The following is a 20214-nucleotide window of genomic DNA, read 5'->3' as shown; positions in this document are numbered from 1 at the left end:
TCCCGCTCAGAGTACTGAGGGGCCCGTCTGAAACAGTCCTCTTTCGGCTCTGTGACGGGGAAAGAAGCGAGGTTCTTACGGAAAGCAGAGGAGGAGACCGCGGCGAGGGACGCTCAGCCCCAGACGCTCGGGGCCTTCCCGCGCACCGGGGGGAGGGCGGAGGCCGCGGCCCAGTCGTGCACCCAGGCGTCGATCTCCGGAACGCCTTCGGGCTTGCCGACCGCCGCGAACAGCTCTTCGTTGCTGACGGTGCCGCCGGTGCGTCGCAGCATGCGGGCCCGCACGATCGCTCGCGCATAGACCTCGCCGTCGACGACCGCGCGGTGCTCCATGAAGAGCGCCTTGTCGTCATGTCCGATGAAACGCGACTGTACCTCGAACCGCTGCCACAGCTGCAGGGATTTGCGGAAGGTGACCGTCTCGCTCGAGACGACCGCGTACCAGCCGCGGTCCTTCATCGCGTCGAACAGCCCGGTGCGGATGAGCTGGTCCCAGCGCCCGAGGTCGAACAGCGACAGGTAGCGACCGTTGTTCATGTGGCGCAGGATGTCGATGTCGGTCGGCAACGTGGTGAGAGTGATGCTGCCGACCGAGGTCGGGTCGAGAGTCTTCCCCCGCCGAACGCGGCGGCGGGCGCCGAGGATCACCAGGAGGGTGCGCCAGATCACATTCACGAGGATTGATCGTAGCCAGGAGTACACGATCCGCGAACATCGTTGTACGAACCCTCCACACCCTCACACCGGACGTCATCGGGCATCCACTCGATTTCCGGTTCGCGGACGCCGCGCGTAGAGTCACGAACATGAGCGCCGAAGCCCAGCCTGAAGTCATCGTCCGTCCGGTCCGTGATGTGGATGCGGAAGCCCTCGGTCGCGTGCACGCCCAGTGCTGGCACGAGACCTACGACCACCTGATCAGCAAGGCAGCGCTCGAGAAGGTCTCCCCGCGGCGCATGGCCGAGCTCTGGACGCACTGGGCATCGCAGGGCCCCGACTTCAAGATGAACGCCGCGCTCGTCGACGGCGAGATCGTCGGCTTCGTCGGTTCGGGACCCGCCCGCGACAAGGATGCCCCCGCGTTCCGCGAGCTCTACTTCATCTACCTGCTCGACGCGTGGCACTCGACCGGCATCGGCCAGAAGCTCTTCGACGCTGCCGTCGAGAAGGACGAACCGCTGTACCTGTGGGTCGCGGAGGACAACCCCCGTGCGCACCGCTTCTACACCCGCAACGGCTTCCACCTCGACGGGGCGGCGCACACCGAGCCGTTCCTCGGCGAGACGCTGACCGAAGTTCGCTTCGTCCGTCCCTGACCTCGTGACCGCTCGCGCGCGGGATGGATTTCGCGCCTCGCGCGCCCCATTCAGGCGCGTTTCTGATCCCGACGGCACCGGGAGCACGGTCCTCGTCGGGCTCACCGGCGGGATCGCCGCGGGCAAGAGCACGGTCGCGCGCGCACTCGCGGCTCTCGGGGCGCGCATCGTCGACGGCGACGCGGCAGCGCGTGACGTCGTCGATCCCCGGACCCCCGGCGGGCCGGTGCTCGTGCGCCGGATCACCGCACTGCTCGGGGACGATGTGCTCGCCGCGGACGGCGCACTCGACCGGGCCGTCGTGGCGACGAGGGTGTTCGGCGACGACCGACTGCGCGCGCAGTACAACGCGCTGCTGCGCCCCGCGATCCTCGCCGAGGTCGCGCGGCGCATCGAGGAGGCCAGGGCGGTACCCGGCGTCGTCGTACACGAGATCCCGCTGCTGAGCCGCACGACCGCACCGCTGCCGTGGACCTACGACCTGATCGTGACGGTCGAAGCCGCAGAAGAGGTGCGGATGCAGCGCCTGCGCAACGGTCGCGGATACGACGACGCAGAAGCCGCGCGACGCATCCGCGCGCAGGGAGAGGAAGCCGACCGTGTCGCGGTCGCGGATGTCGTGCTGCGCACGGACGGCACGCTCGACCAGACGCGGGATGCGACCGCGGCGCTGTGGGAGAGCCTCAGCGCAGAGCGTCCGCCGCGGTGACGATCTCGGCGAGCGCCCGCGCGACATCGTCCTGGGTGTAGCCGAGCAGTGACGTCTCCGTGCGATCGGTGTCGTACGCGATCACCGCGCCGCGCCCCTGCACGATGAACCGGTCGGGCTGGAACGGATGCTCCTGGTCGCGCTCCTCGATCACCCTGCTGCTGCCCGCTGCGTCCGCTAGCAGCTGGAAGTACTCGCGATAGGTGAGGTTCCGGTCCCCGACCAGATAGGCGCGACCTGCCTCTCCGGCATCGAGCGCCCCCTGCACCGCCTGCGACAGCGAACGCACCGACATGTAGTTCGTGCCGCCGGGAGGGGCGAACAGCTCGGGCTCGTCGAGTTCGCCGCGAGTCCACGCGATCATGCGGGCGAAACGCCGTACCCCGCGCTCGTCCGCACCGACGATCGACGGCGGGTTCAGGGTCATCGCCGCGAACCCTTCACCGCTGAGTGCCCTGGTGCGCTCGTCCGCGTCCCGACGCACGGCCACATACGGGATGCGCTCGGCCCACTCCGGATGCAGCTGGTGGTAGTAGCTGCCGATCTGCACGAAGCGCCCGACGCCCGCGGCCTTGGCCCGGGCGGCGAACCGTGGCACGCCGACGCTCTGCGTGCGCTCCCAGAACGCGTCGTCCTCCTGCTCGGCGGGCACGTGACGGATGTCGTTGCCTGCGGCGAAGACGATCGCGTCGAAGCCCTCCAGCACCCGGGGTGACACCTCGGGATCGGTGTAGTCGCCCTGCAGCCTCGGCATGCTCCGCACTGCGCGCGGATCCCGCTCCGAAGCCTCCCGACGCGCCATCACGGTGACCTCATCGCCTCGGGCTGCCAGGTCGGCGGCGACATGGCTGCCGATCATGCCGGTCGCACCGACGACCAGCACCCGGCTCATGCGAACACCGCCCGACCGTCGGAGATCACGGATGCCGCCTCGTGTCGCAGCTCGAAGGCGCCGTCGGACCAGGCCTCGACCTCGAGCGCGTCGCCGGGGATCACCGGTCCGCTGAAGCGACCCTGCAGCGCGGTCAGATCCGCCGGATGCGCCCCCTGCTCCTTCGCCAGCACCAGCGTGGTCGCCGCGAGTGTGCACAGCCCCTGCAGGATCGGGATCGGCTGCCCGATGCGGGCCGACGCCTCCGGGTCGATGTGGATGTGGTGGCGGTCTCCGGTCAAGCGGTACAGAGCCGCCTGTGTCGGGAAGGTCCGCACGACGGCTCGGGTGCCCACCGGCCGATCGGCGGGCACCGGTCGCGCGGGTCCGCGCTCCCCGCCGAAGCCGCCGGCTCCTGGGGCGAACAGCGACCAGGTCGCCGTGAACTCGTCGCACTCGACGATCACATCGAAGATCGCCGCCGAGCCCTTGTCCCACACCTCCCCCACATGGGCCGAGAGCCGCAGCTCACCCGCACGGGCCAGCGGCCGGTGCACCTCGAGCGTCTGCGAGCCGTGCACGGCGCGGTCGTCGAACGCCCCGGCCGCCGCGAGCACATCGGGGGCCCACTGCGCGAGCGTGAGGCCGAAGGTCGGCAGCACCCGCAGCCGGTCCTCGAACACGAGATCGAGGTCGGTGGCCGCTGCCCCCACGGCGAGCGCGTAGAGGATGGCGTCCTTCTCGTCATAGCCGACGGTCCGCTCGCCGAGGTCGCGCCCCGCCCACTCCGCCGCGCTCATGCGCCGTACACCGGCTCGGGGGCGTCGCCTTCGGAGACCAGCGCGCGGACGGCGTCGCCGACTTCGACCGCCGACCAGCGACGATCGAGCTCGCGGACCGCGCCGTGCCGCCACCCGTCTTCGAGACAGAGGCGACCGCCTTCCACCTCCAGCACGCGTCCGCTGATCGTGCAGTCGGCGCTCGCGAGCCACGCCACCACCGGTGAGACGTTCGCCGGGTCCATCCGGTCGAAGCCGCCCTCCGGCGCAGCCATCGCATCGGCGAAGGGCCCCTCGGTCATGCGGGTGCGCGCGGAGGGGGCGATCGCGTTGACCGCGACACCGTAGCGTCCGAGTTCAGCGGCGGCGACGAGGGTGAGCGAGGCGATGCCGCCCTTGGCAGCCGAGTACGCCGCCTGCCCGATGCTGCCCTGCAGACCTGCTCCGGAGGAGGTGTTGATGACGCGGGCGAGGGGCTGGCGCCCGGCCTTCGACTCCGCGCGCCAGTATGCGCTCGCGTGGCGAAGCGGGGCGAAGTGGCCCTTCAGATGCACGCGGATGACGGCGTCCCATTCATCCTCACCGGCGTTGACGAGCATTCGGTCACGGACGAAGCCGGCGTTGTTGACGAGGACGTCGAGGCGGCCGAAGGCGGAGACGGCCTGGTCCACGAGCTCGGCGGCCTGTGCGAAGTCGGCGATGTCGGCGCCATTGGCCACGGCCTCGCCGCCGGCCGCCCGGATGATCTCCACGACCTCCTGGGCAGGACCGACCGAGACTCCCGCGCCGTCGAGGGTGGTGCCGAGGTCGTTGACCACGACCGCAGCGCCCTGCCGAGCGAGTTCGAGAGCGTGCTCCCGGCCGAGACCGCGCCCCGCCCCCGTGACGATGGCGACGCGACCTTCGAGGATTCCTGCCATGGGTCGACTCTCCTTTGAGACTGTGGCTGTTGCGGACCGCCCTGGGAGCGGTGGATGCAGAGGATCTTACCAACCAAGCAATTGCTAGGGCAAATGCCCGCAAGGGGTTACGACGTCAACCAAGCAAGTGCTAGGGTTCCTTGAGCAAACGTTAGGTTAGGTGTCCGATGACGATCACTTCCACCCTGCATCCTGCTGGTGTCCGCACCGTCACGATGAACTATCCGCCGGTGAACGCGCTGCCCGTCGCCGGGTGGTTCGATCTCGCCGCGGCGATGCGCGAGGCCACGACCGATTCCGAGACACGCGTCGTGGTGCTGCGCGCGGAGGGACGAGGCTTCAACGCGGGCGTCGACATCAAGGAGATGCAGCGCATCGAAGGCTTCTCGGGCATCCTCGGCGCGAACCGCGGGTGCTATGAGGCCTTCAAGGCGATCTACGAGTGCGCGGTTCCCGTGATCGCGGCGGTCAACGGCTTCTGCCTGGGCGGCGGGGTCGGGCTCGTCGGCAACAGCGATGTGATCGTCGCCTCGGAGGACGCGACCTTCGGCGTCCCCGAGGTCGACCGTGGCGCTCTCGGCGCAGCGACCCATCTGTCGCGGCTCGTTCCGCAGCACATGCTGCGCTCGATGTACTACACGAGTCGCACCGTCACGGCGCGACGACTGGAGGAGTTCGGGTCGGTGACGGCGGTCGTCCCGCGCTCCGAGCTCGACGCCACCGCACTCGCGATCGCCGAGGAGATCGCCGCCAAGGATCCGCGCGTGATCCGGGCGGCCAAGGAGGCCTTGAACGGCATCGACCCGATCGACGTCAACCGCAGCTACCGGTTCGAGCAGGGCTTCACGTTCGAGCTCAACCTCGCCGGCGTCGCCGACCAGCATCGCGACGCCTTCGTCGCCACCGGCGAGAACCTCTCGACATGAGCGTCGTGGCCTCCTCTCCCGCGGAGGTCGCATCGCTGATCCACGACGACATGACGATCGGGATCGGCGGATGGGGCTCCCGTCGCAAGCCGATGGCCCTGGTACGACAGATCGTGCGGTCCGGCGCACGCGGGCTGCGCATCGTCAGCTTCGGCGGCCCCGACGTCGGCATCCTGTGCGCCACCGGACAGGCCGCCGAGATCGTTCAGGGGTTCGTGTCGCTGGACAGCATCGCGATCGATCCGCACTTCGCGGCCGCGCGCCGGTCGGGCGCCGTGCGCAACATCGAGTACGACGAAGGGATGCTCATCGCCGGGCTCCGTGCGGCATCGCGCAGACTCCCCTTCGAGGTCACCCGGTCCGGCGCGGGCTCCGACGCCGTGACCCGCAACCCGGAGGTCCGCACGATCACCTCGCCCTACGCCGATGCGGAGGTGCTCGTCGCGATGCCCGCGGTGCCGCTCGACCTCGCGCTGCTGCATCTCGACCGCGCGGACGCCGCGGGGACGACGGTCTGCCTCGGCCCCGACCTCTACTTCGACGACCTGTTCGCGGGCGCCGCAGCCCGCACCGTCGTGAGCGTGGAAGCCCTGGTCGATGCGGCCGAGCTCCTCGCCGGTGCCGGACCCACGGCGTCCGTCCTCGATCCCACGCTCACGGACGCGATCGTCGTGGCGCCGGGCGGCGCCGGGTTCACGGCCCACCCTCCGCATTCTTCCCGCGACGAGCGGCTGCAGCGGGCGTACGTCGAGGCCGCCGCGTCACCCGACGCCTGGGCCGCGTTCCGTGCCCGGTTCCTCGACGTCGACGACGAGACCTACCGCGCGACCGTCACCGCCTTCCACGCGGAGCAGATCGCATGACCGCCACCCGCGCCGAGGTCGCCGTCGCGGCCTGCAGCGATCTGTTCCGTGGTGCCGGCACCATCCTCGCCAGCGCCGTCGGCACTGTCCCGACGATCGGTGCCCGGCTGGCGCGACTCACGCACGCCCCCGAGCTGCTGCTCAGCGACGGCGAGGCCACGCTGTACGCCGACACCCCCGCCGTGGACGAGCCGTTCGACGCGCCGGAGGCCCCCCTCCCCTATGCGCGCCTGTTCGAGATGATCGCCCGAGGCCGCCGCCACGTGGTCATGGGAGCAGCCCAGATCGACCGGCATGGCGACCAGAACCTGTCCGCGATCGGCGAGCGCGACCGCCCCCTCCGGCAGCTGCTGGGCGCTCGCGCCGCCGCGACGAACACGGTCAGCCACGCCACCAGCTACTGGATCGCGCGGCACAGCCCCCGGGTGTTCGTGGAGCGGGTCGATGTGGTCACGGGAGTCGGCCCGTCCCGGGCACGGGCCGCCGGAGCAGACCGCTTCCAGGACCTTCGGCGCATCGTCACCGACCTGGCGGTGCTCGATTTCACCGGCCCGGACGGCAGCCTCGCACTCGTGAGCCTCCACCCCGGTGTGACGCTCGATCAGGTCACCACGGCCACCGGTTTCGACCTGCACATCCCTGCCGCGGTCTCTGAGACCCGGCTCCCCACCGACGAGGAGCTCACGCTCGTGCGCGAGCGTCTGGATCCGCGCGGACTCCGCGACCGAGAGGTGACCGCATCATGACCACGCCCCCGCAGCTGGCCACACCCCTGACCCGACTCACGGGCGTCGACCATCCGATCGTGCAGACCGGCATGGGCTGGGTCGCCGGTGCTCGTCTGGTCACCGCCACGGCGCAGGCCGGCGCTCTCGGAATCCTGGCGTCGGCGACCATGACGTACGACGAGCTCGAACGACAGATCGTCGAGGTCACCGAGCGCACCGACCGCCCGTTCGGGGTGAACCTGCGAGCGGACGCGGGCGACGCCGCCGAGCGCGTCGAGCTGCTGATCCGTCACGGTGTCAAGGTGGCGAGCTTCGCCCTCGCTCCCCGTCGCGAACTCATCGAGCGCCTCAAGGAGAACGACGTGGTGGTCATCCCCTCGATCGGTGCGGTGCGTCATGCCGAGAAGGTCGCCGCCTGGGGCGCGGATGCAGTGATGGTGCAGGGCGGTGAGGGCGGTGGGCACACCGGCGCCGTGCCCACCTCGATCCTGCTGCCCTCCGTCGTCGCCGCAGTCGACATCCCGGTCATCGCGGCCGGTGGTTTCCACGACGGCCGAGGCCTCGCCGCCGCGCTCGCCTACGGTGCCGCGGGCGTCGGGATGGGAACGCGGTTCCTGCTCACGAGCGACAGTGCCGTGCCGGAGGCGATCAAGCAGCGCTACCTCGGTTTCGGACTGGACGGCACGGTCGTGACCACGAAGGCCGACGGCATGCCGCACCGGCTGCTGCGCACAGAGTTCGTCGAGGGCCTCGAGGGCAGGGGCGGGCTCTCCCGACTCGGCCCGACGCTGCGCCGCTCGCTCGAGTTCAAGAAGCTGTCCGGGCTGAGCTGGCCGCAGCTGGTCAAGGACGCCGTCTCGATGAAGAAGGCGACGGGGCGCTCCTGGACGCAGATGACCCTCGCCGCCAACACCCCGATGCTCCTGAAAGCCGGCCTCGTCGACGGTGACACCCAGGCGGGAATGCTCGCGGCGGGCCAGGTGGTCGGCATGATCGACGACCTGCCCAGCTGTGAGGAGCTCGTCGATCGCGTGGTGCGCGATGCCGCGGAGCACCTCCGCGCCGCCGCCTCCTGCCTCCTGCCCTGACGCCCCGTCTCGCCTCGTCTGATCTCCCCGAGACCCCCCTTTGCCGTCGAGACCCCGCCGTGCTGACGTCAGCAGGGCGGGGTCTCGACGGTATCCGGGGGTCTCGGCGAGCCCTCAGAGCCGCTCGATGATCGTGGCGTTCGCCAGGCCTCCGCCCTCGCACATGACCTGCATGCCGTAGCGTCCGCCGGTGCGCTCCAGCTCGTTCAACAGCGTGGTCATGAGCCGCGTTCCGGTCGCACCGATCGGGTGCCCCAGCGCGATGCCACCGCCGTTGACGTTGAGCTTCTCGCGCGGCACCCCGGTCTCCCGCAGCCAGGCGAGCACGACCGAGGCGAAGGCCTCGTTGACCTCGAACAGGTCGATGTCGTCGAGGCTCATGCCTGAACGCTCCATGGCGTAGTGAGTCGCGGGGATCGGGGCGGTGAGCATGAAAACCGGGCTGTCCCCGCGCACCGACAGGTGGTGGATGCGGGCCCGGGGCGTGAGTCCGTGGTCCTTCACAGCCTGCGCGCTCGCGACCAGCACCGCGCTGGAGGCGTCGCTGATCTGCGAGGCCACGGCCGCGGTCAGCCGCCCGCCCGGGGTCAGGGTCGCGAGCCCCGCCATGCGCTCCAGCGAGGTGTCGCGGCGCACGCCCTCATCGTGGTCGAGGCCGTTCAGCGGCACGATCTCGTTCGCGAAGCGCCCCTCGTCCTGGGCCAACGCCGCGCGCCGGTGGCTCTCGAGCGCGAACTGCTCCATCTCCTCGCGCGTGATGTCCCACTTCTCGGCGATCATCTCCGCGCCGACGAACTGCGAGATCTCCTGGTCGGGGTAGCGGGCCTGCCACCCGGGCGACTCGGCGAAGGGCGTCGTGAAGCCGTACGCCTCCCCCGCGACCATGGCCGACGAGATCGGCAGCTGCGACATGTTCTGCAATCCGCCCGCGATCACCAGGTCGTTGGTGCCGCTCATGACCGCCTGCGCCGCGAAGTGGACGGCCTGCTGGCTCGACCCGCACTGCCGGTCGATCGTGACGCCCGGCACGTGCTCGGGGAAACCCGCCACCAGGACGGCTGAGCGGCCGACGTTGCCCGCCTGTCCGCCGATCGTGTCGGTCGCGCCGATGATCACGTCGTCGAGAGCGCCGGGGTCGATACCGGTGCGCTCGACCAGCGCCTTCAGACTGTGCGCACCGAGGTCGGCCGGGTGGATGCCCGAGAGCGAGCCGCCGCGCTTGCCGACGGGCGAGCGGACCGCATCGACGATGTATGCCTCTGCCATGTTCTTCCTTCTCTCTGAACTCACGCGTGCTGACTGCTGACGGCGACGACCTCGCCGGTCATATAGGAGGAGTATGCGCTGGCGAGGAACACCATGACGTTGGCGACCTCCCAGGGTTCTGCCGCGCGCCCGAACGCCTCACGGGCCTTGAGCTGCTCGAGCAGCTCGGGCGAGGTGACCTTCTCGAGGAACGGATGCATCGCCAGGCTCGGCGAGACCGCGTTGACGCGGATGCCGTGCGGGGCGAGATCCATCGCGGCGCTGCGGGTGAGCGCCATCACTCCGGCCTTCGCCGCGGCGTAGTGCGCCTGCTCGACCTGTGCGCGCCAGCCGATCACGGAGGCGTTGTTCACGATGATCCCGGCGGTGCCGGCTGCCACCATGCGCCGACCGACCGCGCGGATGCAGCGGAACGTGCCGGTGAGGGTCACGTCGAGCACCGTTCCCCACTGCTCGTCGGTCATATCCAGGATCGACACCGATCCGCCGAGTCCGGCGTTGTTGATCATGACGTCGATCGGACCGCCGTCTTCGGCCAGGTCGAGGAAGGCGGCGATCTGCTCCTCGTCCGTCACATCGCAGACGGCGGTGCGCACACGGTCGGCGCCGAAGCGGTCGCCGAGCTCCTGCTGGGTCGTGGCGAGTCGACCCGCGTGCGTGTCGCCGAGCACGACGAGCGCGGCGCCTTCCTCCAGGCAGCGGATCGCGGCGGCCTGCCCGATGCCGGCGCCGGCCGCGGCCGTGATCACGACGCGCTTCCCGTTCAGCAGATCGTGGCCGGGGACGTACTCGGGGGCGGTGGCGCTCATGGGCGGGCCTCTCGGGGAAGGCCGAGCACGCGCTCGGCGATGACGTTGCGCTGGATCTCATCCGAGCCGCCGTAGATCGTGTCGGAGCGGCTGAACAGGAACAGCGTCTGCAGGTCGTCGAGCGCATAGTCGGCACCGACGAGGAGGGCTTCGGGGCCGGCGACGTCCATCGCGAGCTCGCCGAGGGAGCGGTGCCAGTTCGACCACAGCAGCTTGGCCACCGAGGCTCCGTCGCCCTGTTCGCCGCCGAGCGTGCGCAGAGCGTGCTGCCGGATCACCTCGAGGTCCATGCGAGCACGCACCAGTCGATCGCGGAGCACCGCGTCGTCGATGGCGCCGGTGCGCGTGGCCGTCTCGATCACCGCATCCAGCTCGCGCCGGAACGCGATCTGCTGGGCGAGGGTCGACACGCCCCGCTCGAAGCCGAGCGTGGCCATCGCGACCCTGAAGCCGTTGCCCTCACCGCCGACGACCAGGTCGGACCGTGTCCTGGCGTCGTCGAAGAACACCTCGTTGAACTCGCTCGTCGCGGTCAACTGCAGGATGGGTCGCACCTCGACCCCGGGCTGATCCATCGGCACGAGAAGGTAGGACAGCCCTTGATGGCGGACGGATCCCGGTTCGGTGCGCGCGATCACGAAGCACCAGTCGGCGTGCTGGGCGAGCGAGGTCCACACCTTCTGCCCCGTGATCGACCACTCGTCCCCGATGCGCTGCGCCTTGGTCGACACGGCGGCGAGGTCCGATCCCGCTCCGGGCTCGGAATACCCCTGGCACCACAGCTCCTCGACCGCGACGATGCCGGGGAGGAACCGCGCCTGCTGCTCCGCCGTGCCGTGAGCGATGAGGGTCGGTCCGAGCAGCTCTTCGCCGAGGTGGTTCACTCGAGCGGGAGCATCCGCCTTCGCATACTCCTCGTGGAAGATGACCTGCTGCGCGATGCTGAGCCCGCGCCCGCCGTGTTCGACCGGCCAGGCGACACACGTCCAGCCGGCGGCCGCCATGTGCCGATTCCATTCCAGCCGCGCCTCGAAGTCCTCGTGCTCGCGGCCGGAGCCTCCGCGTCCGCGCAGCTCGGCGAAGCGGCCGGTGAGGTTCTCCTCCAGCCATCCGCGGATCTCGGCGCGGAACCGCTCATCCGCATCGTGCGGCGTCGCATCCATGTGTGCTCCTCATCGAGTCATCATCTCCGGCGCCGCCGTTCGACGTGGTCTTCGGAGGGCCGTTCACGTATAGTATCAATAAACCAAGCGATTGTTTGGTTGACTGCTGGAGTTCAGAGAGGAACCCGTCATGACCGTCGAATCCGCCGACGCCGTGGTCACCTACGAGGTGCGCGGGTCGACAGCGATCATCCGATTGAACCGCCCTCAGTATCGCAACGCCCAGAACTCCGCCGTCACCTACGCCCTCGATACCGCCTTCACGCGCGCGGTCGACGACGACGCCGTCAAGGTCATCGTGCTCGGCGGCAACGGGAAGCACTTCTGCGCAGGCCACGACATCGGCACGCCCGAGCGCGACATCGACCAGAGCTTCGAGCGCAGGGCCGTGATCTGGTGGGACCACGTGGGCGCGAGCGGCGTCGACTCCCGCTTCGCGCGCGAGTCGGAGGTGTACCTCGGCATGTGCCGACGGTGGCGCGAGATCCCCAAGCCCGTCATCGCGATGGTGCAGGGCGCCTGCATCGCCGGCGGGCTGATGCTGGCCTGGTCGTGCGACTTCATCGTCGCGGCAGACGACGCCTTCTTCCAGGATCCGGTCGTGTCGATGGGCATCCCCGGGGTCGAGTTCTTCGCGCACCCGTGGGTGACCAACCCCCGCGCCGCCAAGGAGATGCTCTACACCGGGGATCGGATGCCGGCCGCTCGCGCATACGAGCTGGGCATGGTGAACCATGTCGTCCCTCTCGGCGAGCTGGAGGAGCGGACGCTGGAGCTCGCGGCGCGCATCGCACGCATGCCGCGGCTGGGGCTCGCCCTGACCAAGAAGGCGGTCAACCAGGCCGAGGACCTGCAGGGCATGCGCGCGGGCATGGACTCGGTGTTCGGACTGCACCACGCGGCACATGCCCACAACGCGGAGGTCGGTGGCGACTCGCTGGGCGGAGTCGACGTCCGCTCCATCAAGGCCGACACGAAGGGGGCACCGCAGTGAACCTCGACCTGACCCCGGACCAGCAGGCGTTCGCCGCAGAGGCGCGCGCCTGGCTCGAACAGAACGTCCCGTCGACCCCGCTGCCGTCGATGGACACGGAGGCCGGCTTCGCCGCACATCGCGAGTGGGAGGCGACGCTCGCCGCCGGCCGGTGGTCCGTGGTGTCGTGGCCCGAGCAGTACGGCGGCCGCGACGCAGGCATCACCGAGTGGGTGCTGTTCGAGGAGGAGTACTACCGCGCGGGCGCCCCGACCCGCGTCGCGCAGAACGGGATCTCGCTCCTCGCACCGATCCTGTTCGAGCACGGCACCCCCGCGCAGCACGAACGCTTCCTCGGACCGATGACCGACGGCACCCTGATCTGGGCGCAGGCGTGGTCCGAGCCGGGCGCGGGCAGCGACCTGGCGGCCATCCGCAGCACCGCGCGCCGCGATGACGCCCGCGGAGGCTGGGTGCTCAACGGCCAGAAGATCTGGAGCTCTCGCGCCGTGTGGGCCGACCGCGGCTTCGGACTCTTCCGTTCCGACCCCGAGGCGCAACGGCATCACGGGCTCACCTACTTCCTCTTCCCGATGGATGCCGATGGGATCACCGTGCGCGCGATCGCGCAGCTCGACGGAACCACCGGGTTCGCGGAGATCTTCTTCGATGACGTGTTCGTCCCCGATGCGGACGTCCTGGGGGCTCCGGGCGACGGCTGGCGCGTGGCGATGAGCACCGCGGGCAACGAGCGCGGACTCTCGCTGCGCGCCCCCGGACGCTTCCTCGCCGCGACCGATCGGCTGATCGCACTGCAGTCCGAGCAGGGAACGACCTCGGAGGACGACGCCGTGGTCGACGCCTGGATCGGCGCCGAAGCCTATCGCCTCTTCACCTGGCAGACCGTCAGCACCCTGCTCGACGGCGGTTCCGTCGGTGCGGAGGGCAGCATCAACAAGGTGTTCTGGTCGGAGCTCGACGTGCACATCCACGAGACGGCCCTGCGCATCCTCGGCCCGGAGGGCGAGTTTCGGGGGGCGTCCGCGGTCGAAGGCGGCCGATGGGTCGACGACTACCAGTTCTCCCTCGCCGGGCCCATCTATGCCGGCACCAACGAAGTCCAGCGCAACATCATCGCGGAGCGGATCCTCGGGCTCCCCCGCGGCGGAGACGGAAGGCGCGCATGATGCGGTTCCTGCCCACGGAAGAACAGCTCGCCTTCGCGGAGGCGATCGACGAGATCGTCGAGGGATCGGGCGGCGCGGACATCGCCCGCAGCTGGGCCGACGGCGACACCGCGCCCGGCCTCGCGCTGTGGGGCCAGTTCGCCGAACTGGGTCTGCTCGGTCTGCGCGTGAGCGAGGAGACGGGCGGTTTCGGCGGCACGCTGAGCGACCTCGTGGTCGTGTTCGAGCGCCTCGGCTACCACGGGATTCCCGGCCCCTACCTCGAGACGGTCGCCCTGCTTCCCGGGCTGGTGGACGACGAGACCAGAGGCGAGCTCGCCGCTGGCGCCATCGCGACCGCCGCGGTCGACGGCACGGCTCCCGCCGCCCTCGACGCGGCCGTCGCCTCGCACCGATATCTCGTGCGCGACGGCGCACTGCATCACGGCGAAGCCGCAGACGAGCTGACCTCCGTCGCGCCGACCCGACGACTCGCGCGGCTGACCCCGACCGGCGACGCCGTCCCGCTCGGCCCCGGCGCCCTGGACGCAGCCCTCAACGAGGCGAGCCTCGCCGCCGCCGCAACCCTGGTCGGCGCCGGGGAGCGGATGCTCGCGGAGGCCGTGTCGTACGCGAAGGTACGCGAGCAGTTCGGACGGCCGATCGGAGAGTTCCAGGCGCTCAAGCACCAGCTCGCGGAGGTGCGCATCGCGCTCAGCTTCGCGCGTCCGCTGGTGTGGAATGCCGCGCTCCGTGCCGACGAGCCGGATGAGGACCGAGCGATCTCCGCGGCGAAGGTCGCCGCCGGGGATGCGGCCCTGCTCGCCGCACGCGTCTCGTTGCAGGTGCACGGGGCGATCGGCTACACGGCCGAGCACACGTTGCGCATCTGGCTCGGTCTTGCTCCCGCGCTCAGCGCGGTCTGGGGTACCCCCGCGTTCCACCGGGCACGCATCGCCCGCGATATCCTCCCGAAGGAGCGGTGAATGTCTTTCGAACCCGATGAGGACCAGCAGGAGCTGGTGGCACTCGTGCGCGGCATCCTGAGCCAGCGTGCAGACAGCGCGGCGAGCCGACGCGCGATGGAGAGCGCGGAACGCTTCGACGTCGACCTGTGGCGTCTGCTCTGCGAAGAGATCGGCATCGCGGGCATGGCGATCCCCGAGGAGTTCGGCGGTGCCGGTTTCACTCTGCGGGAAGCGCAGCTCGTCCTCGAGGAGATCGGGTACTCGCTGGCACCCTCCCCCTACCTCGGCTCGGTCGCGATCGCCGCGCAGGCGATCCTCGCCACGGGAGACGCGGATGCTGTGGCGCGGCTCCTGCCCGGCATCGCCGAGGGGTCGTCGTCTGCGGCGCTCGCCTGGGCGGATCCGACCGGACGATTCGCCCCCGACCGCGTGGACGTGCAGGCCGAGGAACGCGACGGCTGGACCCTGAACGGAGCGTGCGGGTTCGTGCTCGACGGCGACGCCGCCGAGGTCCTGCTCGTGATCGCGCGGACGCCCGAAGGTCCCCGCCTGTTCGAGGTGCTCGACGCGGACACCGTCGTCCGCGAAGAGACTCCGGCGATGGATCAGACCCTGCGCATGGTGACTCTGCGCTTCGACGAGACACCCGCACGTACGCTCGGCGCGGCCGATGCCGAGGTGCTGGAGACCGTGCGCGCGCTCGCTCTCACCGCCGTCAGCGCGGTGCAGGCCGGCACGGCGGCCAGAGCGCTCGACGACACGGTCGCCTATGCGACGCAGCGCGTGCAGTTCGGACGGGCGATCGGCTCCTTCCAGGCGCTCAAGCACCGCATGGCCGACATGCACGTGCGCGTGGAGGTGGCACGCACGGCGTCGCGCGCGGCATCCGCGGCTCTCGCCTCCCGCGCGGCCGATCGTTTCGAGCTCGCAGCGATCGCGAAGGCCACCTGCTCCGAGGCTCTGGCGCACGTCGCTGCAGAGATGATCCAGCTGCACGGCGGCATCGCGATCACGTGGGAGCACGACGCGCACCTGATCTTCAAGCGCGCCCATGCGCTCGGGCAGCTGTTCGGCACGGCCCGAGAGCTGCGCGAGCGCGCCGAGATCTGGGCGCTCGCCCACGGGTGAGAGCGACTCGGCTGTTCGTCAGCGACTGTAGATATCGCGCCGATGACCGGCGTGGACGACGACGACCGTGAGCACCCGATCCTCGATGCGGTACAACACGCGATAGTCACCGCTTCGCACCCGCCACTCGGGTCGAGCCGTGAGCCTCTTCGCCGCCGGCGGGCGCGGGTCTTCCGCCAGGAGCTCGATCACCGCCTCGACACGACGCTTCGCCTCAGGGGGGAGTTTGCGGATCGCGCGGACAGCGACCGGGAGGACCTGGACCGTATAGGTCACGAAGTCAATCCGAGGTCGCGCTTGACCTCATCCCAGGGGATCGGCGTCTCACCCAGACGCTCCGTCTCGTCCCATGCCTCGTCGACGGCGCGGATGTCGGCGAGCTCCTCGGCGTCTTCCAGGAGACGCTCGAGGAACGAGGCATCGACGACGGCCGCGACCGGCAAGCTGCGGCGGGTGAGGTACACGGGCTCGCTCCGCGCTTCGTCGATGATGGACGCAAGGCGTCCGCGCGCGTCGGTGATCGCGATCTGACTCATGACTCCATGATACGCCGAAACATACATTTTGCTCGAAAAAGAACGTCACCGCCGCAACGCCACCTGCTCCGTCCAGTCGGTGTACTTGCGCCGCTCGCGGAAGAGCCAGCGTCCGTCGAGACGGATGAGCGTGTCGTCGTAGCGGTCGGCAAGCGTGAAGCGCATACGGCCGTCGGGCGTCTCGCGGATGTGATGCGACATGCACGCGGTACGCGCTCTCGCCGTGTCGCCATCGATCTCCACCTCGCTCGGTGCGAGTGCGTGACTGGTCGCGACGAAGGCATCGAGCGCGCGGAACGCGGTGATCAACTGCTCACGCCCCTGCGGCGCATCCGTCGGCTTTTCGGCGCGCGGGCGGAACATCAGCATCCGCCCGCCGGGAGCGAAGAGATCGGCCATGTCGGCGAAGCGCCGCCGGTCGGCGTACCGGCCGTAGCGGGCGATCGCCCGGGTGATCGCGAGCCAGTCGTCGAAGCCCTCGCTCACGGCCGCCCCTGGGCCCGCTGCCGGTGCAACGGGGTCGCCGCATCGTGCGGCCAGGAGGTACGGCGCCGGTCGGCCTCCACCGCGGCGAGGGGCGCGACCGGCCGCAGCGTCTCCAGGCTCCGCCGTGCGAGCTCCTGGTAGATCCGCACACCATTGCGCTTCCAGGCCATCGCCTGGTCGTCGAGAGGGCCGACGACCCTGGCCGGGGCTCCGAGCGCCTTCGTCCCGGGTGGGATCACGGTGCCCGCCGTCACGACCGCGCCAGCGCCGAGCAGCGCATCCGCCCCGATCTCGGCGCCGTCGAGCACGGTCGATCCGATGCCGATCAGCGCGAACGACCCGATGCGGCAGCCGTGCAGGATCGCCCCGTGCCCGACGTGACTGTTCGGCTCCAGCACGGCATCGGCACCGGGGAACGCATGGATCACACACGAGTCCTGCACGTTCGACCCCTCACCCACGAGGATGCGCCCGAAGTCGCCCCGCAGACTCGCGAACGGCCCGATGTAGCATCCTGGACCGATGATGACGTCGCCGATCAGGCTCGCGGTCTCGTGCACGAATGCGGTCGGGGCGACGACCGGCACGACCCCGTCGAAGGCATAGGCGGGCATCAGGCGACCTGGCCGCCGTCGATGATGAAGTCCTGGCCGGTGCAGTAGCTGCTCGCCGAGCTGGCGAGGAAGGCCACGAGATTCGAGACCTCGTCCGGTCGACCCGCGCGGGGGATCGGGATGCGCGAGATGAAACCGACCCCGGCGCGGGTGTCCTCGGTGATCATGGGTGTGTCGACCGCCCCGGGGCACACGGTGTTCACGCGTATGCCGCTGCCGGCGAGCTCACGGGCGAGAGCGCGTGAGACGCCGCGCAGCCCCCACTTGGAGGCCGAGTACGGCACGCGGTTGGCGTAGCCCGCGACCCCGGCGGTCGAGGCGATGTTGATGATCGACGCTCCGTCCCCCAGGAGCGGCAGCAGCGCCTGCACGCCCAGCATCGGGCCGATCAGGTTCACGTCGAGCGTGAGGCGGATCACCCGCTCCGCCGTCTCGGCGAGCGGCCCCTCCGGGCAGAATCCGGCGTTGTTGACGAGCACGTCGACGCGCCCGAACCGCTCCTCGGCGGCCGCGGCCACCCGGGCCCAGGCTTCGGCGGATGACACGTCGTGGGCGAGCGCGACGGCCCGGTCTCCGTAGAGGGCGGCGACCTCGGCCACCGCCGCGCCGTCGAGGTCGGTGAGCACGAGGTCTGCTCCGAGCTCGTGGAACAGCGCGGCGTGCGACCGCCCCTGTCCGCCGGCGGCTCCGGTGATCACGGCGACGCGGCCGGTGAGGTCGATGACGGGCGTTGCGTTCATGGGGTTCCTCCGCGATAGTTGCTGAACAAGCATTTGGTTGAGTCAAAGGAGACAGGATGCCCCGGCTGCACCACATCGGGATCACGGTGAGCGACACGGATGCCGCGACCGCGTTCTACCGCGCCGCCACCGGAGGCGAAGTCGTCGGCCCGCTGTCGAAGAGCGGACCGGCGGTCGAAGCCGCGACCGGGTACCCCGGCATCGAGATCCTGCTCACGTTCATCCGGCTCGACGACGGCGTGTTCCTGGAACTCGCGGAGTATCGCGGTGCCGACACCGTGCGCATCGATCCCGACACCGGGCGCATCGGCGCCGCGCACCCGGCGATCGTCGTGCCCGACATCGCAGAGAGCCTCGCCCGCTTGGCATCGCTCGGCCACCACCCGCTGTCGGCGACCATGACGGCGACGGCCGGCCCCCTCGAGGGATATCGGTACGTGTACGTGCTCGGTCCGGACGACGTACGCGTCGAGCTGCTGCAGGAGCCTCACTGATCCTCCCCCGCCCGGCCGTCGAGCAGGCGCAGATCCTCCTCGTCGAGGACGACGCCGACGGATGCCACCGAGTCCTGCACGCTCTCCACCCGGCTGGCGCCGGGAATCGGGATGAGCACGGGCGAGAGCGACAGCAGCCACGCCAGCGCCACCCGCTGCGGGCTGACCCCGTGGCGCGCGGCGACCGTGCCGGCGGAGATCGCCGCGCCGCCGAGCTCCTTGGCCGCCCGCATGCCGCCCAGCGGGCCCCAGGCGAGGAAGGCGAGACCGAGCTCCTCGCAGCGCCGCAGCACCGGCTCGCTCGACCTCTCCTGCACCGAGTACTCGTTCTGCACGCTCACGAGTGCATCGCCGAGCACGCGTCGGGCGATGTCCAGCTGCGCCACATCCACGTTCGACACCCCGACCCGCACGACGACGCCCTCGTCGACGAGCCGGCGCATCGCCCCCATCGATTCCTCGAACGGGACCCTCACATCGGGCCGGTGGTGCTGGTACAGCGGAAGCGCGTCGAGCCCGAGACGGTGCGCGGATGCTCTCGCCGCCACCGCGAGGTGCTCGGGCGAGCCGTCGACCCACCAGGTCGCAGCCGGCCCCCGGGTGTGCCCGCCCTTGGTCGCGATGACCACACGATCGAGAGCGTCCGGATGCCGTCGCAGGGCGTCGATCAGAGCCCGCTCGTTCACCCCCATCTCCGCCGTGGGGCCATAGGAGTCGGCGGTGTCGAACAGCGTGATGCCGGCATCCACCGCGGCATGCACAGCGCGGACGCCGCGCTCGACGTCGGCATCCGGGAGCTGGGTCAGGGTCATCGCGCCCATGCCGATGGCGGACACCCGCAGGTCGCCGAGCGCACGCGTCGGCATCATCGCCCCACGACCGTCCATCCGCCGTCGACGGGAAGACACTGCCCGATCACGTGACTCGCGTCGCGGAGGAGCCACACGATCGCGGCGGCGATCTCTGCAGGGTCGGCGAGGCGCCCGCGCGGCGTCCGGCGCTCGACCGCCGTGAGGTCGTACCCGCCGTCGACCAGGTCCTGCACCATGGGGGTGAGGGTGTGGCCGGGTGCGACCGCATTCACGCGCACGCCGAGCGGAGCCCACTCCACGGCGAGATTCTCCATCAGCTGACGTTCCGCCGCCTTTGCGGGCCCGTAGTCGGCCTGGTTCGCCCAGCCCCGGTACGCGGTGGTCGACGACACCAGCACGATCGAGGCCGGCGCCCCCTCCAGGCGTCGCACCAGCGCGCGGGAGACCGCGAGGGTGCCGACCACGTGCACGTCGTAGAGCCGGCGGACGCGGTCGAGGTCGATCTCGAGAGCGGGGACGAAGGCGCCGCGGATGCCGTGGCAGGCGACCAGTCCTCCCGCTGCTCCGCGCTCCCAGGTCCTGGCCATGGCGGCTTCGACGGCGGCGTCATCGCGCAGGTCGACGATCTCGGACTCGACGTCCGAGCGGGCGCTGGGGGCGAGGTCGAAGACCGTCACTCGACATCCACGGCCGAGGAGCAGATCGACCACGGCCGCCCCGATCCCGCTGGCACCGCCGGTGACCACCACGTGCTCCGCCATCGTCTCTCCGGCCATGCGCAGCTCCCTCGCTGTTCGTCCTCTCGGGCATGCTACTGTGATTCCCAAACAAGCGCTAGGTTAGCGTGATGCGCAAAGGAG

The 20214-nt window shown here is 70.3% G+C and carries 25 protein-coding genes; 11 read left to right on the top strand and 14 right to left on the bottom strand.

Going from position 1 to position 20214, the window contains the following annotated elements; genetic code table 11:
- Positions 1 to 113 precede the first annotated feature (113 nt).
- Positions 114 to 674 carry an acyl-CoA thioesterase gene (locus LC041_RS01335; RefSeq protein ID WP_226531176.1) on the bottom strand — a complete coding sequence of 187 codons (561 nt, stop codon included), beginning with the start codon at positions 672 to 674 and terminating at the stop codon, positions 114 to 116.
- Between the two features lie 131 nt (positions 675 to 805).
- On the opposite strand from LC041_RS01335, the gene LC041_RS01330 reads away from it, so the two are divergent.
- Both LC041_RS01330 and coaE read left to right on the top strand, forming a co-directional pair.
- Complete coding sequence (locus LC041_RS01330) at positions 806 to 1315, top strand: GNAT family N-acetyltransferase (RefSeq protein WP_226531175.1); 510 nt, start codon at positions 806 to 808, stop codon at positions 1313 to 1315.
- A gap of 4 nt (positions 1316 to 1319) precedes the next feature.
- Positions 1320 to 2024 carry a dephospho-CoA kinase gene (gene coaE / locus LC041_RS01325; RefSeq protein ID WP_226531174.1) on the top strand — a complete coding sequence of 235 codons (705 nt, stop codon included), beginning with the start codon at positions 1320 to 1322 and terminating at the stop codon, positions 2022 to 2024.
- Here coaE and LC041_RS01320 read toward each other — a convergent pair.
- The 3 genes from LC041_RS01320 to LC041_RS01310 are packed head-to-tail and all read right to left on the bottom strand — an operon-like array spanning position 1999 to position 4594.
- Positions 1999 to 2916, bottom strand: coding sequence for an NAD-dependent epimerase/dehydratase family protein (locus LC041_RS01320; RefSeq protein WP_226531173.1), 918 nt, complete (start codon positions 2914 to 2916; stop codon positions 1999 to 2001). The genes coaE and LC041_RS01320 overlap by 26 nt on opposite strands.
- Positions 2913 to 3695 carry a MaoC/PaaZ C-terminal domain-containing protein gene (locus LC041_RS01315; RefSeq protein ID WP_226531172.1) on the bottom strand — a complete coding sequence of 261 codons (783 nt, stop codon included), beginning with the start codon at positions 3693 to 3695 and terminating at the stop codon, positions 2913 to 2915. Before LC041_RS01315 ends, LC041_RS01320 begins: the two co-directional genes overlap by 4 nt.
- On the bottom strand, positions 3692 to 4594 hold the full coding sequence (locus LC041_RS01310; RefSeq protein ID WP_226531171.1) for an SDR family oxidoreductase: 903 nt from the start codon (positions 4592 to 4594) through the stop codon (positions 3692 to 3694). The genes LC041_RS01315 and LC041_RS01310 overlap by 4 nt, the downstream gene beginning before the upstream one ends.
- 167 nt (positions 4595 to 4761) lie before the next feature.
- On the opposite strand from LC041_RS01310, the gene LC041_RS01305 reads away from it, so the two are divergent.
- From LC041_RS01305 to LC041_RS01290, 4 genes are read left to right on the top strand one after another with little or no spacing between them, the layout of a single operon-like run.
- A complete protein-coding gene (locus LC041_RS01305; RefSeq protein ID WP_226531170.1) occupies positions 4762 to 5520 on the top strand; it encodes an enoyl-CoA hydratase family protein in 759 nt (252 codons plus the stop codon).
- The gene (locus LC041_RS01300) at positions 5517 to 6383 is read left to right on the top strand and encodes a CoA transferase subunit A (RefSeq protein ID WP_226531169.1); all 867 of its coding nucleotides are present in this window, start codon (positions 5517 to 5519) and stop codon (positions 6381 to 6383) included. Before LC041_RS01305 ends, LC041_RS01300 begins: the two co-directional genes overlap by 4 nt.
- Positions 6380 to 7129: a CoA-transferase subunit beta gene (locus tag LC041_RS01295; protein WP_226531168.1), complete on the top strand. Its 750-nt coding sequence runs from the start codon at positions 6380 to 6382 to the stop codon at positions 7127 to 7129. The genes LC041_RS01300 and LC041_RS01295 overlap by 4 nt, the downstream gene beginning before the upstream one ends.
- On the top strand, positions 7126 to 8199 hold the full coding sequence (locus LC041_RS01290) for an NAD(P)H-dependent flavin oxidoreductase (protein ID WP_226531167.1): 1074 nt from the start codon (positions 7126 to 7128) through the stop codon (positions 8197 to 8199). Before LC041_RS01295 ends, LC041_RS01290 begins: the two co-directional genes overlap by 4 nt.
- Positions 8200 to 8313: 114 nt before the next feature.
- Here the strand turns inward: LC041_RS01290 and LC041_RS01285 are convergent, their stop codons facing one another.
- The 3 genes from LC041_RS01285 to LC041_RS01275 are packed head-to-tail and all read right to left on the bottom strand — an operon-like array spanning position 8314 to position 11437.
- A complete protein-coding gene (locus LC041_RS01285; RefSeq protein ID WP_226531166.1) occupies positions 8314 to 9465 on the bottom strand; it encodes an acetyl-CoA C-acetyltransferase in 1152 nt (383 codons plus the stop codon).
- 20 nt (positions 9466 to 9485) lie between these two features.
- Positions 9486 to 10274 (bottom strand): SDR family oxidoreductase, encoded by a 789-nt coding sequence (locus LC041_RS01280; protein ID WP_226531165.1) that lies wholly within the window; start codon positions 10272 to 10274, stop codon positions 9486 to 9488.
- Entirely contained in the window at positions 10271 to 11437 is a 1167-nt protein-coding gene (locus LC041_RS01275) for an acyl-CoA dehydrogenase family protein (RefSeq protein WP_226531164.1), read from the bottom strand. Before LC041_RS01275 ends, LC041_RS01280 begins: the two co-directional genes overlap by 4 nt.
- Positions 11438 to 11567: 130 nt before the next feature.
- Between LC041_RS01275 and LC041_RS01270 the strand changes: the two genes are divergently transcribed.
- From LC041_RS01270 to LC041_RS01255, 4 genes are read left to right on the top strand one after another with little or no spacing between them, the layout of a single operon-like run.
- Positions 11568 to 12431 carry an enoyl-CoA hydratase gene (locus LC041_RS01270; protein ID WP_226531163.1) on the top strand — a complete coding sequence of 288 codons (864 nt, stop codon included), beginning with the start codon at positions 11568 to 11570 and terminating at the stop codon, positions 12429 to 12431.
- Positions 12428 to 13597 carry an acyl-CoA dehydrogenase family protein gene (locus LC041_RS01265; RefSeq protein WP_226531162.1) on the top strand — a complete coding sequence of 390 codons (1170 nt, stop codon included), beginning with the start codon at positions 12428 to 12430 and terminating at the stop codon, positions 13595 to 13597. Before LC041_RS01270 ends, LC041_RS01265 begins: the two co-directional genes overlap by 4 nt.
- Positions 13594 to 14562, top strand: coding sequence for an acyl-CoA dehydrogenase family protein (locus LC041_RS01260; RefSeq protein ID WP_226531161.1), 969 nt, complete (start codon positions 13594 to 13596; stop codon positions 14560 to 14562). Before LC041_RS01265 ends, LC041_RS01260 begins: the two co-directional genes overlap by 4 nt.
- Positions 14563 to 15672 (top strand): acyl-CoA dehydrogenase family protein, encoded by a 1110-nt coding sequence (locus LC041_RS01255; protein WP_226531160.1) that lies wholly within the window; start codon positions 14563 to 14565, stop codon positions 15670 to 15672.
- 18 nt (positions 15673 to 15690) lie between these two features.
- On the opposite strand, the gene LC041_RS01250 is transcribed toward LC041_RS01255, so the two are convergent.
- The 5 genes from LC041_RS01250 to LC041_RS01230 are packed head-to-tail and all read right to left on the bottom strand — an operon-like array spanning position 15691 to position 18048.
- Positions 15691 to 15948 (bottom strand): type II toxin-antitoxin system RelE family toxin, encoded by a 258-nt coding sequence (locus tag LC041_RS01250; protein ID WP_226531159.1) that lies wholly within the window; start codon positions 15946 to 15948, stop codon positions 15691 to 15693.
- Positions 15945 to 16208, bottom strand: a complete 264-nt coding sequence (locus LC041_RS01245; RefSeq protein WP_226531158.1) for a type II toxin-antitoxin system Phd/YefM family antitoxin — start codon at positions 16206 to 16208, stop codon at positions 15945 to 15947. Before LC041_RS01245 ends, LC041_RS01250 begins: the two co-directional genes overlap by 4 nt.
- A 45-nt stretch (positions 16209 to 16253) precedes the next feature.
- Positions 16254 to 16694: a nuclear transport factor 2 family protein gene (locus LC041_RS01240; protein ID WP_226531157.1), complete on the bottom strand. Its 441-nt coding sequence runs from the start codon at positions 16692 to 16694 to the stop codon at positions 16254 to 16256.
- Complete coding sequence (locus LC041_RS01235; protein WP_226531156.1) at positions 16691 to 17308, bottom strand: gamma carbonic anhydrase family protein; 618 nt, start codon at positions 17306 to 17308, stop codon at positions 16691 to 16693. Before LC041_RS01235 ends, LC041_RS01240 begins: the two co-directional genes overlap by 4 nt.
- Positions 17308 to 18048, bottom strand: a complete 741-nt coding sequence (locus tag LC041_RS01230) for an SDR family NAD(P)-dependent oxidoreductase (protein WP_226531155.1) — start codon at positions 18046 to 18048, stop codon at positions 17308 to 17310. Before LC041_RS01230 ends, LC041_RS01235 begins: the two co-directional genes overlap by 1 nt.
- A gap of 56 nt (positions 18049 to 18104) precedes the next feature.
- Here LC041_RS01230 and LC041_RS01225 point away from each other — a divergent pair, with 56 nt between their 5' ends.
- Complete coding sequence (locus LC041_RS01225) at positions 18105 to 18542, top strand: VOC family protein (RefSeq protein ID WP_226531154.1); 438 nt, start codon at positions 18105 to 18107, stop codon at positions 18540 to 18542.
- Here the strand turns inward: LC041_RS01225 and LC041_RS01220 are convergent.
- Positions 18536 to 19411, bottom strand: a complete 876-nt coding sequence (locus tag LC041_RS01220; RefSeq protein WP_226531153.1) for an aldo/keto reductase — start codon at positions 19409 to 19411, stop codon at positions 18536 to 18538. The genes LC041_RS01225 and LC041_RS01220 overlap by 7 nt on opposite strands.
- Positions 19408 to 20130: an SDR family NAD(P)-dependent oxidoreductase gene (locus LC041_RS01215; protein ID WP_226531152.1), complete on the bottom strand. Its 723-nt coding sequence runs from the start codon at positions 20128 to 20130 to the stop codon at positions 19408 to 19410. Before LC041_RS01215 ends, LC041_RS01220 begins: the two co-directional genes overlap by 4 nt.
- Positions 20131 to 20214: the final 84 nt, after the last annotated feature.

The organism is Microbacterium paraoxydans (genome assembly GCF_020524545.1).
Taxonomy (GTDB): Bacteria; Actinomycetota; Actinomycetes; order Actinomycetales; family Microbacteriaceae; genus Microbacterium; species Microbacterium paraoxydans_C.
The sequence above is the reverse complement of the archived record's forward strand: the minus strand, read 5'-3'. Positions and strand labels throughout refer to the sequence as shown.